Source organism: Salinimicrobium profundisediminis (assembly GCF_026241755.1).
GTDB lineage: Bacteria > Bacteroidota > Bacteroidia > Flavobacteriales > Flavobacteriaceae > Salinimicrobium > Salinimicrobium profundisediminis.
Map to the genome: position 1 here is coordinate 23,981 of NZ_JAPJDA010000024.1, position 17,024 is coordinate 41,004.

The following is a 17,024-nucleotide window of genomic DNA, read 5'->3' on the forward strand; positions in this document are numbered from 1 at the left end:
TTCATCGATTATTTGGTTCCTAAGTAGATATATCCCTGTATTGGTTCAAGTCCACTTTGTTTTATCTCAACAATGTAATAGTAAGTTCCTGCAGGTAATTGATCTCCGGTTATAGAGTTACTTGAACTTCCATCCCAGCCATCAGTATAATTACTTGATTTATAAACTTTATTCCCCCAGCGGTTAAAGATTTGAACAGCATAAGTGAAGCCACAGTCAATACCTTTCCCTACTTCAAATTTGTCATTAATGTTATCTCCGTTTGGAGTTACAGTTTTGGAAATGCTGTTTCGCACATCTTCTATTTCACAGGGAAGAACAATACAGTCATCGTTAATGCTAACCTGTACAGTTGTAGTTGCAGTACAGCCACCTTCGTTGATCACATAATCAAAGCTGTATAATCCCACCTGAAGTAGGCCCGGATCTATTGTTCCATTTTGTAGTGCACCTGTTTGATTGCTGTCTACCCAGGTTCCGTTCTCGTTGTATTCTCCTATTAAAAGATCAGAGAGTTCAAAAATGACATCTTCAGTACAAAGGTCTGCAGTGGTAGTTTCAATTACAGTTGAAGTTGGATTTACATTAATAGTTTGTGTAAACACCGCCTCATTCCCTGCACAGTCAGATGCGAACCAGGTTCTGGTGATTACAGAGCTTCCGTTTTCCCCGTCGGTTGTACTCTCATCAAACTCCACAGTAACCTCAGGAGAGCAATTATCGGTAAAAGTTAACTCTGGTGTTGCGGGGATTTCCTCACAGCTAATGTTGATCACTTCCTGAAGTTCGTTCGCCAATGTTGGTGCCGTATTATCTTCTACGGAAATGATCTGCGTATGGGAAATAGCATTTCCATTATTATCAGTCGCAGTCCAGGTTCTGGTTAAAATATATTCTGAAGCACAATCTGAAGCGACCATTTCTTCGGAAAATTTCACGTTCACCCCGCAGGCATCGGTCGCAGTTAAAGTAGCTGCTGCCGGAACCTCATTACATTCTACAGTTGCATCTGAAGGTAAAGCTGAAGCCCATACCGGTGCTTCATTGTCAGTTACAGTCACGGTAAAGCTGCAGGTAGCAGTGTTTCCTGAAGCATCTTCTACCTGAAAAGTCACAGTGGTAGTTCCCACAGGGAAAACTTCTCCTGACACCGGACCTGCAATCTGGGTAACAGTCACCTCACCTGAATTGTCAGAACCTTCCGGAGTTGAGAATTCTACCACAGCGCCACAGATGGCAGCATGAACATTTACATTGATAGGAGCAGGGCACTCAAGCGTTGGATCTTCATCATCTGTAATGGTCACGGTAAAGCTACAGGTAGCAGTATTTCCTGCACCGTCAGTCACTACAAAAGTGTTTGTTGTAGTCCCAAGAGGGAACTCAGCACCAGAAGGAAGTCCTGCAGTTTGTTCAACAGTAAAGGAACAGTTATCAGAAGCTACCGGTGCGTCATAACTCACTACAGCAGTAGTTCCATTCTCACCTACGGTGTCAAAAATGTCATTTGTGCAGGAGATTTCAGGAGCAATGTTGTCAACCACGGTTACGGTGAAAGTAGTGGTTACTTCATTTCCTGAAGCATCGGTCGCAGTGTAAGTCACTGTAGTTTCCCCTAGCGGGAATTCACTTCCTGAAGCTAATCCTTCAGTTAAAGTTACTTCCACACCTTCGCAATTATCAGTTGCAGTCGGTAGTTCATATTCCACAGTTGCTGAACAAGAATCAACATCTACATTCTGAGTAATGTTTGATACTGAAGTGATTGTTGGAGCTTCATTATCAGTTACAGTTACGTCAAAACTACAAGTTGCAGTGTTTCCTGAAGCATCTTCTACCTGGAAGGTCACAGTAGTAGTTCCAACTGGGAAAACAGCACCAGATACCTGACCTGCAATCTGGGTCACAGTCACCTCACCTGAATTATCAAAACCTTCCGGAGTTAAAAATTCTACCACAGCGCCACAAATTCCTGCATCAACATTTACGTCGATGTTATTAGGACAAGTGAGTGTTGGATTCTCATCATCAGTAATAGTTACATCAAAGCTACAGGTAGCAGTGTTTCCTGCACCGTCGGTCACAACAAATGTATTTGTTGTAGTTCCAAGCGGGAACGCACTTCCTGAAGCCAAACCTGCTGTTTGTTCAACTGTGAAAGAGCAATTATCAGAAGCTACAGGTGCGTCGTAAGTCACAACGGCAGTAGTTCCGTTTTCACCTACAGTCTCAAAAATGTCATTTACACAGGTGATTTCAGGAGCAATGTTGTCAACCACAGTTACAGTAAAAGTGGTGGTAACAGTATTTCCTGAAGCATCGGTTGCAGTGTAAGTCACGGTAGTTTCTCCAAGCGGGAATTCACTTCCTGAAGCTAAACCTTCAGTTAAAGTTACTTTCACACCTTCACAATTATCAGTTGCAGTCGGTAGTTCGTATTCCACAGTTGCAGAACAAGAATCCACATCTACATTCTGAGTAATGTTGGCCACTGAAGTAATTTCAGGAGCTTCGTTATCTTTTACAGTCACATCAAAGCTACAGGTTGCTTTGTTTCCTGAAGCGTCTTCCACCTGGAAAGTCACAGTTGTGGTTCCGACAGGGAAAACAGAACCAGACAGCGGACCTGCAATCTGAGTTACAGTCACGTCTCCTGAATTGTCAAAACCTTCCGGGGTTGAGAATTCTACCACAGCGCCACAAATACCGGCATCAACATTTACATTGATAGGAGCAGGGCACTCAAGCGTTGGATCCTCATCATCAGTAATGGTCACGGTAAAGCTACAGGTAGCGGTATTTCCTGCAGCATCGGTCACAACAAAAGTGTTTGTTGTAGTTCCAAGTGGGAATTCAGAACCAGAAGCCAAACCTGCTGTTTGTTCCACAGTGTAAGAGCAATTATCAGAAGCAATAGGAGCGTCGTAAGTCACCACGGTAGTAGTTCCATTCTCGCCTACAGTCTCAAAAATGTCATTTGTGCAAGAGATTTCTGGAACGACATTATCAACCACAGTTACAGTGAAAGTGGTAGTAACTTTATTTCCTGAAGCATCAGTTGCGGTATAAGTCACAGTGGTTTCGCCAAGAGGAAAAGTTTCTCCAGAAGCTAAACCTTCAGTTAAGGTAACCTCAACTCCTTCACAGTTATCAGTTGCAGTTGGTAGTTCGTATTCAACAGTAGCAGAACATGAATCCACATCTACATTCTCAGTAATGTTGGCCACTGAAGTAATTTCAGGAGCTTCGTTATCTTTTACAGTCACATCAAAGCTACAAGTTGCTTTGTTTCCTGAAGCGTCTTCCACCTGGAAAGTCACAGTTGTAGTTCCGACAGGGAAAGTTTCTCCTGACATCGGACCAGCGATTTGAGTTACAGTCACGTCTCCTGAATTATCAAAACCTTCGGGAGTTGAGAATTCCACCACAGCGCCACAGATTCCAGCATCAACATTTACGTTGATTGGAGCAGGGCACTCAAGCGTCGGATCTTCATCATCGGTGATGGTTACGGTAAAGCTACAGGTAGCAGTATTTCCGGCACCATCAGTCACAACAAAAGTATTTGTTGTAGTTCCAAGCGGGAATTCACTTCCTGAAGCTAAACCAGCGGTTTGTTCAACTGTGAAGGAACAATTATCTGAAGCAACAGGCGCATCGTAAGTAACCACGGCAGTAGTTCCATTTTCTCCTACGGTGTCAAAAATGTCATTTGTGCAGGAGATTTCCGGAGCGACATTATCAACCACAGTTACAGTGAAAGTGGTAGTAACTTTATTTCCTGAAGCATCGGTTGCGGTATAAGTCACAGTGGTTTCGCCAAGAGGAAAAGTTTCTCCAGAAGCTAAACCTTCAGTTAAAGTTACTTCCACACCTTCGCAATTATCAGTTGCAGTTGGTAGTTCGTATTCCACAGTTGCGGAACAGGAATCTACATCAACATTCTGAGTGATGTTGGCAACTGAAGTTATTTCAGGTGCCTCATTATCATTTACGGTTACATCAAAGCTGCAGGTAGCAGTGTTTCCTGAAGCATCCTCGACCTGGAAAGTCACCGTGGTAGTGCCCACAGAGAAAGTTTCTCCTGACACCGGACCTGCAATCTGGGTCACAGTCACCTCACCTGAGTTATCAAAACCTTCCGGAGTTGTAAATTCTACCACCGCGCCGCAAATTCCTGCATCAACATTTACATTGATAGGAGCAGGGCACTCAAGCGTTGGATCTTCATCATCGGTAATGGTCACGGTAAAGCTACAGGTAGCAGTATTTCCGGCACCATCAGTCACAACAAAAGTATTTGTTGTAGTTCCAAGCGGGAATTCAGATCCTGAAGCTAATCCTGCAGTTTGTTCAACAGTGAACTCACAGTTATCAGAAGCAACAGGAGCGTCGTAAGTCACCACGGCAGTTGTTCCGTTCTCGCCTACAGTGTCAAAAATGTCATTTACACAGGTAATTTCCGGAGCGATGTTGTCAACTACAGTCACAGTGAAAGTAGTAGTCACTTCGTTTCCTGAAGCATCAGTAGCAGTGTAAGTCACTTTAGTTTCACCTAATGGGAATTCAGAGCCAGAAGCTAAACCTTCAGTTAAAGTAACTTCAAATCCTTCGCAATTATCAGTTGCAGTCGGTAGTTCGTATTCTACAATTGCAGAGCAGGAATCCACATCTACATTCTGAGTGATGTTAGCTACTGAAGTAATTTCAGGAGCTTCATTATCAGTTACAGTTACATCAAAACTACAGGTAGCAGTGTTGCTCGAAGCATCTTTGACCTGGAAAGTCACAGTGGTAGTCCCAACAGGGAAAACAGTACCAGACACCGGACCTGCAATCTGGGTCACAGTCACCTCACCTGAGTTATCAAAACCTTCCGGAGTGGTGAATTCAACCATAGCGCCACAGATTCCAGCATCAACATTTACGTTAATTGGAGCAGGACACTCAAGGCTTGGATCTTCATCATCAGTGATCACTACATCAAAGCTACAGGTAGCGGTGTTTCCGGCAGCATCGGTCACTACAAAAGTGTTGGTAGTGGTTCCTAATTGGAACTCACTTCCTGAAGCTAAACCTGCTGTTTGTTCAACTGTGAAGGAACAATTATCTGAAGCTACCGGTGCATTGTAAGTAACAACAGCAGTAGTTCCGTTCACACCTACAGTGTCAAAAATGTCATTTGTACAGGAGATTTCAGGAGCGATGTTGTCAACTACAGTCACAGTAAATGTAGTGGTTACTTCGTTTCCTGAAGCATCGGTTGCAGTGTAAGTCACGGTAGTTTCTCCAAGCGGGAATTCAGATCCTGAAGCTAATCCTTCAGTTAAAGTAACTTCCACACCTTCACAATTATCAGTTGCAGTCGGTAGTTCGTATTCCACAGTTGCAGAACAGGAATCTTCATCTACATTCTGAGTGATGTTTGCCACTGAAGTAATTTCAGGAGCTTCATTATCAGTTACAGTTACGTCAAAACTACAGGTAGCAGTGTTTCCAGAAGCGTCTTCCACCTGGAAAGTCACGGTTGTAGTTCCCACAGGGAAAACAGAACCAGAAACCGGACCTGCGATCTGGGTAACAGTTACGTCACCAGAATTATCAAAACCTTCCGGAGTTGTAAATTCTACCACAGCGCCACAAATACCTGCATCAACATTTACATTGATAGGAGAAGGACACTCAAGCGTCGGATCTTCATCATCGGTGATCACTACATCAAAGCTACAGGTAGCAGTGTTTCCTGCACCGTCAGTCACAACAAATGTATTTGTTGTAGTTCCAAGCGGGAACGCACTTCCTGAAGCTAAACCTGCTGTTTGTTCAACTGTGAAGGAACAATTATCTGAAGCCACAGGCGCATCGTAAGTCACAACAGCAGTTGTAGAGCCTGAAGCTACAGTGTCAAAAATGTCATTTGTACAAACAATTTCCGGAGCGATGTTGTCAACTACAGTCACAGTGAAAGTAGTAGTCACTTCATTTCCTGAAGCATCGGTCGCAGTGTAAGTCACTTTAGTTTCACCCAGTGGGAATTCAGATCCTGAAGCTAATCCTTCAGTTAAAGTAACTTCCACACCTTCGCAATTATCAGTGGCAGTCGGTAGTTCGTATTCCACAGTAGCTGAACAGGAATCTACATCAACATTCTGAGTGATATTTGCAACTGAAGTAATTTCAGGAGCTTCGTTATCTTTTACAGTCACATCAAAGCTACAGGTAGCAGTGTTTCCTGAAGCATCTTCCACCTGGAAAGTCACAGTTGTGGTTCCCACTGGGAAAGTTTCTCCTGACACCGGACCAGCGATCTGGGTTACAGTCACGGCTCCTGAGTTGTCAAAACCTTCCGGAGTTTCAAATTCTACAACAGCACCACAAATTCCTGCATCAACATTTACGTTGATTGGAGCAGGGCACTCAAGGGTTGGATCTTCATCATCGGTGATGGTTACGGTAAAGCTACAGGTAGCAGTATTCCCGGCACCATCAGTCACAACAAAAGTATTGGTTGTTGTTCCAAGCGGGAACTCAGAACCTGAAGCTAAACCTGCTGTTTGTTCAACTGTGAAAGAGCAATTATCTGAAGTAACAGGCGCATCGTAAGTAACCACGGCAGTAGTTCCATTTTCTCCTACGGTGTCAAAAATGTCATTTGTACATGTGATTTCGGGAGCGATAGTGTCTTCAATAATCACTTTTTGAATTGCAGTGGTTTTGTTTCCACTTTTATCTGTGAAGGTCCAGGTTATACTATGTATTCCCTGTTCAGTGTAAGAAACAGGATCTGTTGTGGTTGCAGTAAGGTCCCCGTCGCAATTATCGGTAGTCACGGGAGCTTCAACATCGGCAGCACATTGTGCAGTCACGTCCTGTAGGCTTATGGCTTCAGGCGCAGTAGTGTCTTCGACCTTAATGACCTGTTGTACTTCAACGCTTCCGCATTCAGAAGTTATTCTGAAGGTCCTTGTAATAACAGTGGGTAAAGTACTTTCAGGATTGTCAAAATATTCAACTTTTTGGATATCTTTTTCCGAAGTAATTGTACCGCCAAGGCTTTCAAAAACATTTTGCGTTATTGCAGTCAGCTGAGTGGAATATCCGGGAATTGTGGAGCTTTCAAATTCAGTTCCGCAGCCTTCAATCTCTATATTGGAGGGTGGAGTTGCTTCAGGTTTACCGGTAACACTTACAGAAATTGTGGTTTTGTTAGGGCTTATACAGCTTAAAGATTCCCCTTCGGCTACGTAATAGGTAAATTCTCCTGCTTCTAAAGTAGATGGAGTGATAGAGCTTTGAGGCTCACCATCTTCCGAAGTATAATAGAAGAGCAAATAATTAGATTTACTTGGCGTGGCAGTGAGCGCAACCGCTTCTTCGTTAATACAATAGGAGATATCTTCGGCTGCAGGGATTGAAGTTATTTCGTCAATGGTAATACTGAAGGGAATGTAACAGGAATTTGAGCCTTTTAAAATGGCGTAATATTCTGTAGTTCCAGCAGTAGCAGGGAAATTTCCTGTAATTTGAGTAGAGCCTGAAGTTACAGGATAGCTATCGTAAAACCTGCTGCCCTGAGGGAAATACGACTGAATATCACTCACCGAAAATCCGCTTTGGGTATCGCAGGTTGAGAAACTCAGCTCGTCGGGGGTCGCCTGACAGTTATTCTGAATGAAATTTGATGCATCAATGTCGATAAGCAACGGACTGGTAATGGGTTGCATTTCACAGGTGCCGTTGTTCTGGTACCCCTGAATTAGGCCTTTATCTGTGAAGGTGGCACCCGTAATTGCCCCTTTTCCACTTAAAGTGCCTGTAAAAGGAATCTGGAATTGATGCCCGCAGCTGGAGTTTTTCAGAATGGCACAATCTTCAGTAACCTTAAAATTGAGGTTTAGGTTCCCCAGGATGTTACTCCTGTCGGCTGGAAGTTGAAGCGTACCAATACTCCATATTATAGAACCATTTGCCCCAAGTGACGGGTCATAGGTTACATTGTTGGGAGACGGAACCTGCCCGTTAAAATGGGTTTCGTTGCCCACATATTCCAGGTTGAAAGGTACCGGAATGATGATTTTCGCATTTTCAATTTCTTCGGAACCCTTGTTGTAAAGGTCTATATTATAAGTAATTTCTTCACCAGGTACTGCAGTTGTTTGGCCAATAGAGGTAACAGCTTCAAAATCGGGCGTGTAAGCGTCTACAGACATCGCCATGTTAAGAATGATGTAAGTGTCTTGTGTAGAACCATAACGGAAAGTAGTCGAAGTCTGGTTGTTTCCAATCACCTGGTTGTTCTGGTTGTCGATATTAAACATGCTGATGTCAACACCGGTATTGTTCAGGCGGTTTGGATTTCTGGCACCGCTGGTTTGTATAGAAGAATTAAAGAAGTTATCGGTAGAGTTCAAACTGTGACTTAGCGACTGCCATGAATTTCCATTTCTCTTTTTTATGCTGAAGTAATCCCCGCTAATTCCTCTATCGCCTTCACCGGCCATCATCCCAAGCTTCATGTTAATATCCCCGGCCTGGGCAGTATTAAATCCTGATACAGGAATTTCATACTGGCGGGTCGCATTGCCCTGCACATAAGCATACCCATTAAAAACAGTAACGTCCCGCAAGTTCATTTGCTGGTTCTCATAGATCACGATCATTCCCCAGCCGCCATAATAACCGGTAGAACCACCATTACCTTCAGAAACAGCCATATCGGCCACCCAGTATTCACCGGTACCTCCTGCTTTGACAATGTCGGTTACTTCGGCATAAGCGGCATACATATTATTGTCTCCCGGAACATTATAGGTAATAGCCTGTATATCTTGATAAGAAGAGCCAGGCCCCCTGAACTTTACTTTGCTTTTTTTGTAGTTTGGCACATTATCACTGGTTCTTCCGGTCCAATACAGTCCTGCAAAAAGTACGTTTGAGCATTCGGGACTGGCGCCATTTTCGTTAGAAAATGTAAGAGTGGCACTAGATGAATTGGAAGTATTTCCAACCTCATCGGTATCTACTTCCACCATGTAGTTGTTACTATTCATCCTCTCATTAGAGTAATCCCACAACGTCATGTTGGTATTCCCTATCATGGTAAAATCCCCCTTGATATTGTAGATCTTCCTGTTGGGAGAGTCTTCCGAAGTTGTCTGAATAAAAGGCTGTCTTACCTGGGCACTCATTTGAAGTACTGAACCAAATAAAACAAGGAACAGGGTAAAAAGGTTCCCGGGGTTTATTGCAGAAAATTGTTTTGCGTATTTTTGTTTCATAATGCCAAATTTTGGTGCCAGCGTCGTCTTATTCGGGGGTTGAGATTATATACAGGACCTTCAGGTTCCCAATATTCGAGAACATGTTTTCAATCCTTGTTGTACTACATTCAAAAGTGCACTCCACAAAAACATATTCAAGGTTTTCAAAACCCTGCAGCCTGCTTAAGTCAAAAGATGCATTGAAGTCTGCTTCACTTTCTATTTTCATTTTCAAAAGCTTCACATTATTAAAACCGGGATTGGCAGTAGAAAGCCTGTTGAAGTTGCCCGCACTTAATTCTGCTTTCACAGGAGCTTCTTCCCCTAAAATCTTGTACCCCGAACTTCCAATAAAAATGGTAGGGTTTAGGTCGTAGATCAAGCCTGAAAGCTCTTCGACATCATTTTTGCTAAACTGGCCCGAAGAGGTAACAGGTGAATTTAAGAGTTCACCAAAGTTTACTGCTGTATTTTGACTTAAGGCACTAAAAGATGCCGAAAAACAAAGGATGGTGAGTCCGATAATTTTACTAAAGGTTATATTCTTGATCATAGAATTGTATGTTATAATTGAAAAGAAAAAGGGAGCCATAGGTTGAAAGGAAGGAGTGAATATCTCCTGTAGGTGGTAGCCAAAGCTTGTAGGTTTTTTTTGAGGTTATAAATAAGTTTTGAAATAGATCTGGGGGGGAGGAATCTTATTTCTGAGGTAAATGTATTTTCTAATTTCTGTTAAAAAAAGAAAATTCAAATGTTTTAGATGTAGTGTGAGGTTTTACGGACAAACTGCACACGGACAGTAAATTATAGCAGGGATTAAGAGGGGTGTTGATTATATTTAATACTGCGTTATCTTTAATATAACTGTGAAATAAGTAAGAAAAATAATATTAAAAACATCTTATATTTTTAGGGGGTTATCCCATGAAATTAATGGGATGAAAGGAAAATTGAAGCCAGGTTTTAGAGTCAAATAATTCTTACAGGATTTGCCATTTTTGACCCTGTGTACTGGCGTTATAAAACCTATATTTTGTAAATTGGCAATATGAAAAATAAGCTTCACGATTACCGTAAACTCTATCAGAAACATGAGTTACTGGAAGAGGAAATCCCTAAAGATCCCTTTGAATTATTTCATGTTTGGATTAGGGAAATTGAAACAAACAAAGAAGTTGACGAAGTCAATACAATGAACCTCTCTACCGTTGGGCTGGATGGTTTTCCCATGTCACGCGTAGTGCTTCTTAAGGAATATGATGACGAAGGATTTGTGTTCTACACCAACTATGAATCTGAAAAGGGTAGATCTATAGCTAAAAATCCCCGGGTTTGTCTTTCTTTCTTCTGGCCAAAATCTGAACGACAGGTGATGATAAAAGGGCTGGCTGAAAGAACTTCTGAAGAAGAATCGACTACCTACTTTCATTCGAGGCCACGTGGCAGCCAACTGGGAGCCTGGGCTTCGCAGCAAAGTTCTGTAATTCCTTCCCGCGAATACCTTCAGAAAAAACTGGAGCTTCTTGAAGAGGAGTTTGATGGAAAAGATATTCCAAAACCTGTATATTGGGGAGGTTATAAAGTCATACCTTCGGAATTCGAATTTTGGCAGGGCAGGCCAAACCGCCTGCATGACCGTATCTATTACAGTAAGGAGGGAGAGGCATGGAAAATGGATAGATTAGCACCATAATTATGAAAAAACTGATTCTTGTTAGACATGGTAAATCTTCATGGAAAGAAGATTTACCCGATGCTGAACGCACTTTAAAAAAGCGGGCCTTCAAAGATGCCGGCCTGGTTTTGAATGCCTTTTCAGGTTTCCGGGAAAAACCATTGAAGATATGGAGCAGTTATGCAACGCGTGCGCTAGATACCGCCAGGATCTTTCAGAAAAGACTGGAGGTTGAAGACAAAGATTTTAAAGTTAAGAAGGAGCTTTATACTTTTGATGCCAAAACACTTCTAAACATTATTACTTCATGTGAAGATGATGTGGATTCTCTTATGGTGTTTGGTCATAACCCGGCGATTACGGGGGTTGCAAATCAATTAGGAGATCAGCATTTCTCTAATGTGCCCACTACAGGATTATGCGTGATAACATTTGAAGCTGAAAAATGGCAGGAGATAAAAGACGGGCAAACAATTTTATACCTGTTCCCAAAGAATTTAAGATAAATGGAAGAAAATCAGTACATCAACAGGGAGTTGAGTTGGTTGCAGTTTAATGCAAGGGTGTTGCAGGAAGCTGCAGACAAAACAGTGCCATTGATTGAGAGGCTGAGATTTCTTGGAATCTTTTCAAATAACCTCGATGAGTTCTTTAAGGTACGGTATGCTACAATTAAACGGATTGATCTCGCCGGAAAAGGCGGAAAGAATGTTTTGGGAGGAATAAAAGCCAACCAGCTTCTTGAAGAGATCACCGAAATTGTAATTGAGCAGCAAAGCCAGAGTTTAAAGATCCTGGATGCCATTCAGAATAAGCTGAAAGATCACAATATCTTTATTATAAACGAGAAGCAGGTTGCTAAACCTCAACAGGCTTTTCTTAAAAATTTCTTCCTTCAAAAGGTGAGTCCTGCCCTGGTAACCATCATCCTGAACGATCTTGATGAATTACCACGGTTAAAGGATAGCGCGGCATACCTTGCCGTAAAGATGACCATGAAAGATCCCGTTCCAAAAAGGGCAAATTCGGACGTGCTTCCAAATCAGGCGAAAGAGAAGAAATATGTACTTATAGAAATACCCCGGAGTATAGAACGCTTTGTTGTGCTCCCAAAAGATGGAGACAGGCAGTACATTATTCTGCTCGATGATCTTATCCGCTATCATTTGCATTCCATTTTCAACATTTTCGAATATGAGAGTGTCACTGCTCATATGATCAAAATTACCCGCGATGCAGAACTTGATATTGACAGTGATCTTAGTAAATCCTTTATTGAAAAAATTTCGGAAAGTGTAAAAGACCGTATTGAAGGGGAGCCGGTGAGATTTGTGTACGACATGAATATTGATCAGGACACCCTTCAGTATCTTATGAGTAAGATGGGTATTGATGCGACCGACAGTATTATACCCGGCGGGCGTTACCACAACAGGCGTGATTACATGAATTTTCCCAGCCTGGGGGGAGAAGAGCTGCAGTATAAACCGTATGAACCCCTGCCAATTCCGGGGTTGATCTTACAGGGTAGCTTGTTTAAAGAGATCGCAAAAAAGGATTTCTTGTTGCACACTCCTTACCAGTCTTTTTCCTATACCGTAAAGTTCCTGAGGGAAGCAGCACTTGATCCGGCAGTAAAATCAATCAAGATCACCATTTATCGCCTGGCTAAGATCTCTCACATAGCAAGTTCATTGGTCAATGCGGTCAAAAATGGGAAAAAAGTAACTGTACAAATCGAACTTAGAGCGAGATTTGATGAAGTGGCCAACATTAAATATGCCGAGCAACTACAGCAGGAAGGTATCAACCTCATTTTTGGGGTTAAAGGTCTTAAAGTGCATTCTAAAGGATGTGTTATAGAGAGACTTGAAAATGAGAAAATGATGCGCTACGGCTTTATAAGCACCGGAAACCTGAATGAATCTACTGCGCGGGTATATTCCGATCTCACACTTTTTACAAGTAATCAAAGCATACTCAAAGAAGTCAATAAGGTGTTCGACTTTTTTGAGGTAAATTACAAGGTGAGCCGGTACAAACATTTACTGGTCTCGCCACATTATACCCGTAGTGGTCTTGTTAAGTTAATTCAGACAGAAATTGACAACGCCAAAGAAGGAAAACCATCGGGAATCAGGTTAAAATTAAATAGTTTATCTGATTATTCTCTTATTGATAAGTTATATGAAGCCAGCAGGGCAGGGGTGAAAATGAAACTTATTGTACGTGGGATCTGTTGTCTCGTGCCCGGCGTAGAAGGGATGAGTGAGAATATTAAGGTGATTAGCATTGTAGATAAATACCTGGAGCACCCAAGGATCTATATTTTTGAAAACGAAGGAAATCCGAAAGTGTATATATCATCGGCAGACTGGATGACGCGGAATATGGATTACAGGGTTGAAATAAGCTGCCCTATTTATGATAAGACTATTCAAAAAGAGTTAATAGAAACTTTTGAAATTTGCTGGAGCGATAATGTCAAGGCCAGGGTGATTTCTATTAAGCAGGATAATGCTTACCGGCGCAATAACAAGCCGGCCCTAAGGTCGCAATTTGCATTATATGATTATTATTTAAAAAAACTGGAAACCGAAAAAGAGAAAGTTTGATCAACCAAAGAAAGTTTGCAGCCATAGATATTGGATCTAACGCAGTGAGATTGTTAATAATGACAATCACCGAGCAGGAGCACAGAGAACCCATCTTCAAGAAAACCTCCCTTGTGCGGGTGCCAATAAGGCTGGGAGCTGATGTGTTTCTTACTAAAAATATTTCCGAAGAGAATATCAAACGTATGGTTGATACCATGCAGGCTTTCAAATTGTTAATGCAGTCGCATAAAATAGAGAAGTTCAAGGCCTGTGCCACCTCGGCCATGCGGGAATCTGAGAATGGGGAAGAAGTGGCGCAGCTTATTCTGGAAAAAACCGGAGTAGAGATCAATATTATAGATGGTAGCGATGAAGCTGCGATCATTGCCGCGACCGATCTTCATGCGCTCATCCAGACAGATAAAACCTACCTGTATGTTGATGTAGGAGGTGGGAGTACCGAATTTACGCTTTATTCAAAAGGAAAGACCGTTGCTTCCCGTTCATTCAAACTGGGAACAGTAAGATTACTTGAAAACATGGTTTCGCAGGAAGTATGGGATGAGGTAGAAGAGTGGATCAAGAAGATTACCCGTAACTACACAAAGATCGATCTTATAGGCTCAGGTGGAAACATCAACAATATCTTTAAAAGTAGCGGTAAAGCCAATGGGAAACCTCTTAGTTTTTTATATCTGAGCTCTTATTATCAACTTTTGCAATCTTTTACCTACGAAGAACGCATCACCGAGCTTAACCTGAATCAGGATAGGGCAGATGTGATAGTGCCGGCTGCAAAAATATATCTCTCGGCTATGAAATGGACACGCGCCCGAAGGATCTATGTGCCTAAAATAGGACTTTCAGATGGGATTATTAAATCTCTGTACCAGGAGGCGCTGGAAGAGGCTAACCGTGCATAGTTTCCTTTTTGCCAAGCTCTTTCATGATTTCGGCCTCAAATTCAAGCAGATTTTGCCATTTTTGGTCCACTTCTTTGCGGTCTCCATATTTCCGGGCAAAATTGAGAAACATCGTGTAATGATTGGCTTCACTTACCATTAAGCTGCGGTAGAACTCCGCCAGTTCTTTGTCTTCAAGATTTTCTGAAAGTAATCTAAAGCGTTCACAGCTGCGCGCTTCAATTAATGCGGCGTAAAGTAGACGGTGCGTAAGGTTTGTAAGTCGGCTTCCGCCCTTAGGGAAGAAGGTTAGCAGCTTTAACACGTATTCATCTTTTCTGTCTCTGCCCAAGGTTAGCCCCCGTTCCAGGATACGATCGTGAACCATTTTAAAATGGCCCATTTCCTCTCTCGCCAAAGCAGTCATAGCCGTGACAAGTTCTGAATATTCCGGGTGGGTAACAATAAGGGAGATGGCCGTTGAGGCTGCTTTTTGCTCACAGTAAGCATGATCTGTAAGGATCTCCTCAATATTCTTTTCAACAATATTGACCCATCGTGGGTCTGTGGGTAATTTTAGACCTAACATTATATATCTAAATCAAATGTGGAACGTAATTTTTCGATAAGCGGGTTTTTCTCCCTTAGTTTCTCGAATTTTTCAATGGGCGTAAAAGCAAATTTCTTTTCAGCTTTTTCATTTACGGTAACCTTCAGTTGAATGTGGGTATTCTGAAGCTTTTCCTTCAAAAAGCCCATTAAATGATACTGCACTTTCTCCAGCTCAAGTTTCATGGTCTCGTTGGGAAGTTCAACACAAATATTCTTGCCCATCAAAGCAGGGGTGTCTGTTTGCATGATCGAAGCCAGGATCTTTTCCCCTTTATCGTTCTGCTCTTCGCTAAATTCCTGCCAGGCCGCCTGCATTTGTTCTTCTGTGAATTTGCCATTTTTGACAACCTCCTCTTCAGTTTTAGCCTCCCGCTTTTGAGCTTCCAGTTCTTTTTTCTTCTGAATACTCTTTAAAGAAAGCCCCGACACCTTTTTTGCAGCAGGTTGTTCAGCTGTAGCTGTTTTTTCTTCGGAATCTTTTACGGCTGTTTCTGCGGAAGAAACATCGGGAGAAACGTAGGTTGCAGCAGCATTGCTATGATCAGGTTTTTCTTCGGCTGAAGCTTCAGGTGCAGGAGTGTCTTCCTTTTTAAGTTCGGGAGTTACGGGAGCACAATCGGCAGCAGCCCCGGCCGGTGCCGGTTTTGGCAGCTGGGCTTCAGTGGGTGCAGCCGAATCTCCTTTAGCGTATTCGTTATTGACAATTACTTCTTTCTCCTTGGAAGAAAGCTTAAGTGCCGGAGCGGGAATGGGAGCTCCGGTAAAATGGTTTGGCGGAATTATGTAGCTGCTATCCTTTTTTTTTTCGTCGCTAAAAGTGACTGAGGCTAGTTGCATGAGGCAAAGTTCCACCAGCAGCCGTTGGTTTCGGCTGCTCTTGTACTGTAAATCACACTGGTTGGCCAGTTCTATGCCCTTCAGAAGAAAAGAGGAAGAAGCTTCCTGAGATTGTTTGTAGTATAAAGCTTTTGTATTGTCTCCTACTTCAAGAAGATTTATAGTCTTGGGATCTTTACACACCAAAAGGTCTCTAAAATGTGACGCCAGCCCCGCAATAAAATGATGCCCGTCAAAGCCGTGGCTCAAGATTTCATTGAATAATAAAAGTAGCTGCGGAATGTCATTTTTGAGAATTAAATCTGTAGCAGAAATATAGGTGTCGTAATCAAGTACATTCAGGTTTTCGGTAACTGCCTGCCTGGTGAGGTTTTTACCACTAAAGCTCACTACCCTGTCATAAATAGAAAGCGCATCTCTCATGGCACCATCCGCTTTTTGGGCAATGATGTGCAGCGCGTCATCATCGGCTTCTACGCCTTCCTGTTCTGCAATGTAACCCAGGTATTCTTTGGCATCTTTTACCGTTATCCTTTTAAAATCAAATATTTGACAACGGGAAAGAATAGTAGGGATGATCTTATGCTTTTCGGTAGTTGCCAAAATAAAAATGGCGTGCCTTGGCGGCTCTTCAAGCGTCTTCAGGAAGGCGTTGAAAGCGGCCTGAGACAGCATGTGCACCTCATCAATAATATACACCTTGTACTTGCCAACCTGGGGCGGAATCCGCACCTGGTCAATCAAATTCCGGATATCGTCTACCGAGTTGTTTGAAGCGGCATCGAGTTCAAAGATATTGAAAGCAAAATCTTCATTGGGATCCTGGTTCCCGTCCTGGTTGATCTTTTTGGCAAGAATACGGGCGCAGGTGGTTTTCCCCACCCCACGCGGACCGGTAAAAAGAAGTGCCTGTGCCAGGTGATTATGTTCAATGGCGTTGAGTAGCGTGTTGGTAATAGCCTGCTGGCCCACAACATCTTTAAAGGTTTGAGGACGGTATTTTCTGGCCGAGACTACAAAGTGTTCCATTGAAATGTTTTAGATGCACAAATATAAAAATACAAAACCGAAGCCGGGAATTATCACCGGGTTTTTATCCACAATTACCTGTTTACTTGCTTAAGTGAACCCCGGGATTTCA

Annotated in this window: 8 protein-coding genes; 4 read left to right on the top strand and 4 right to left on the bottom strand. The window is 42.5% G+C overall.

Translation table 11 applies throughout. From position 1 onward, the window contains the following. Positions 1–8: 8 nt before the first annotated feature. Positions 9–9,278, bottom strand: a complete 9,270-nt coding sequence (locus tag OQ279_RS14105) for an HYR domain-containing protein (RefSeq protein WP_266070640.1) — start codon at positions 9,276–9,278, stop codon at positions 9–11. A gap of 28 nt (positions 9,279–9,306) precedes the next feature. After that, a complete protein-coding gene (locus OQ279_RS14110; protein WP_266070641.1) occupies positions 9,307–9,813 on the bottom strand; it encodes a hypothetical protein in 507 nt (168 codons plus the stop codon). A gap of 495 nt (positions 9,814–10,308) precedes the next feature. On the opposite strand from OQ279_RS14110, the gene pdxH reads away from it, so the two are divergent. The 4 genes from pdxH to OQ279_RS14130 are packed head-to-tail and all read left to right on the top strand — an operon-like array spanning position 10,309 to position 14,455. Then, positions 10,309–10,953 carry a pyridoxamine 5'-phosphate oxidase gene (pdxH, locus tag OQ279_RS14115; protein WP_266070642.1) on the top strand — a complete coding sequence of 215 codons (645 nt, stop codon included), beginning with the start codon at positions 10,309–10,311 and terminating at the stop codon, positions 10,951–10,953. 2 nt (positions 10,954–10,955) lie between these two features. Further along, positions 10,956–11,441: a SixA phosphatase family protein gene (locus tag OQ279_RS14120; RefSeq protein WP_266070643.1), complete on the top strand. Its 486-nt coding sequence runs from the start codon at positions 10,956–10,958 to the stop codon at positions 11,439–11,441. Beyond that, a complete protein-coding gene (gene ppk1 / locus OQ279_RS14125) occupies positions 11,442–13,550 on the top strand; it encodes a polyphosphate kinase 1 (RefSeq protein WP_266070644.1) in 2,109 nt (702 codons plus the stop codon). It abuts the gene before it with no gap. Then, entirely contained in the window at positions 13,547–14,455 is a 909-nt protein-coding gene (locus tag OQ279_RS14130) for a Ppx/GppA phosphatase family protein (RefSeq protein ID WP_266070645.1), read from the top strand. The genes ppk1 and OQ279_RS14130 overlap by 4 nt, the downstream gene beginning before the upstream one ends. Here OQ279_RS14130 and OQ279_RS14135 read toward each other — a convergent pair. Together OQ279_RS14135 and OQ279_RS14140 are read right to left on the bottom strand one after the other, a co-directional pair. Further along, positions 14,442–15,023 (bottom strand): MiaE family protein, encoded by a 582-nt coding sequence (locus OQ279_RS14135; RefSeq protein ID WP_266070647.1) that lies wholly within the window; start codon positions 15,021–15,023, stop codon positions 14,442–14,444. The genes OQ279_RS14130 and OQ279_RS14135 overlap by 14 nt on opposite strands. Next, positions 15,023–16,912: a DNA polymerase III subunit gamma/tau gene (locus tag OQ279_RS14140; protein WP_266070649.1), complete on the bottom strand. Its 1,890-nt coding sequence runs from the start codon at positions 16,910–16,912 to the stop codon at positions 15,023–15,025. The genes OQ279_RS14135 and OQ279_RS14140 overlap by 1 nt, the downstream gene beginning before the upstream one ends. Positions 16,913–17,024: the final 112 nt, after the last annotated feature.

What these genes read in the sequence shown, in the direction of transcription:
- OQ279_RS14105 (WP_266070640.1), bottom strand. Translation starts at nt 9,278, where the DNA reads ATGAAACAAAAATACGCAAAACAATTTTCTGCAATAAACCCCGGGAAC.
- OQ279_RS14110 (WP_266070641.1), bottom strand. Translation starts at nt 9,813, where the DNA reads ATGATCAAGAATATAACCTTTAGTAAAATTATCGGACTCACCATCCTT.
- pdxH (WP_266070642.1), top strand. Translation starts at nt 10,309, where the DNA reads ATGAAAAATAAGCTTCACGATTACCGTAAACTCTATCAGAAACATGAG.
- OQ279_RS14120 (WP_266070643.1), top strand. Translation starts at nt 10,956, where the DNA reads ATGAAAAAACTGATTCTTGTTAGACATGGTAAATCTTCATGGAAAGAA.
- ppk1 (WP_266070644.1), top strand. Translation starts at nt 11,442, where the DNA reads ATGGAAGAAAATCAGTACATCAACAGGGAGTTGAGTTGGTTGCAGTTT.
- OQ279_RS14135 (WP_266070647.1), bottom strand. Translation starts at nt 15,023, where the DNA reads ATGTTAGGTCTAAAATTACCCACAGACCCACGATGGGTCAATATTGTT.
- OQ279_RS14140 (WP_266070649.1), bottom strand. Translation starts at nt 16,912, where the DNA reads ATGGAACACTTTGTAGTCTCGGCCAGAAAATACCGTCCTCAAACCTTT.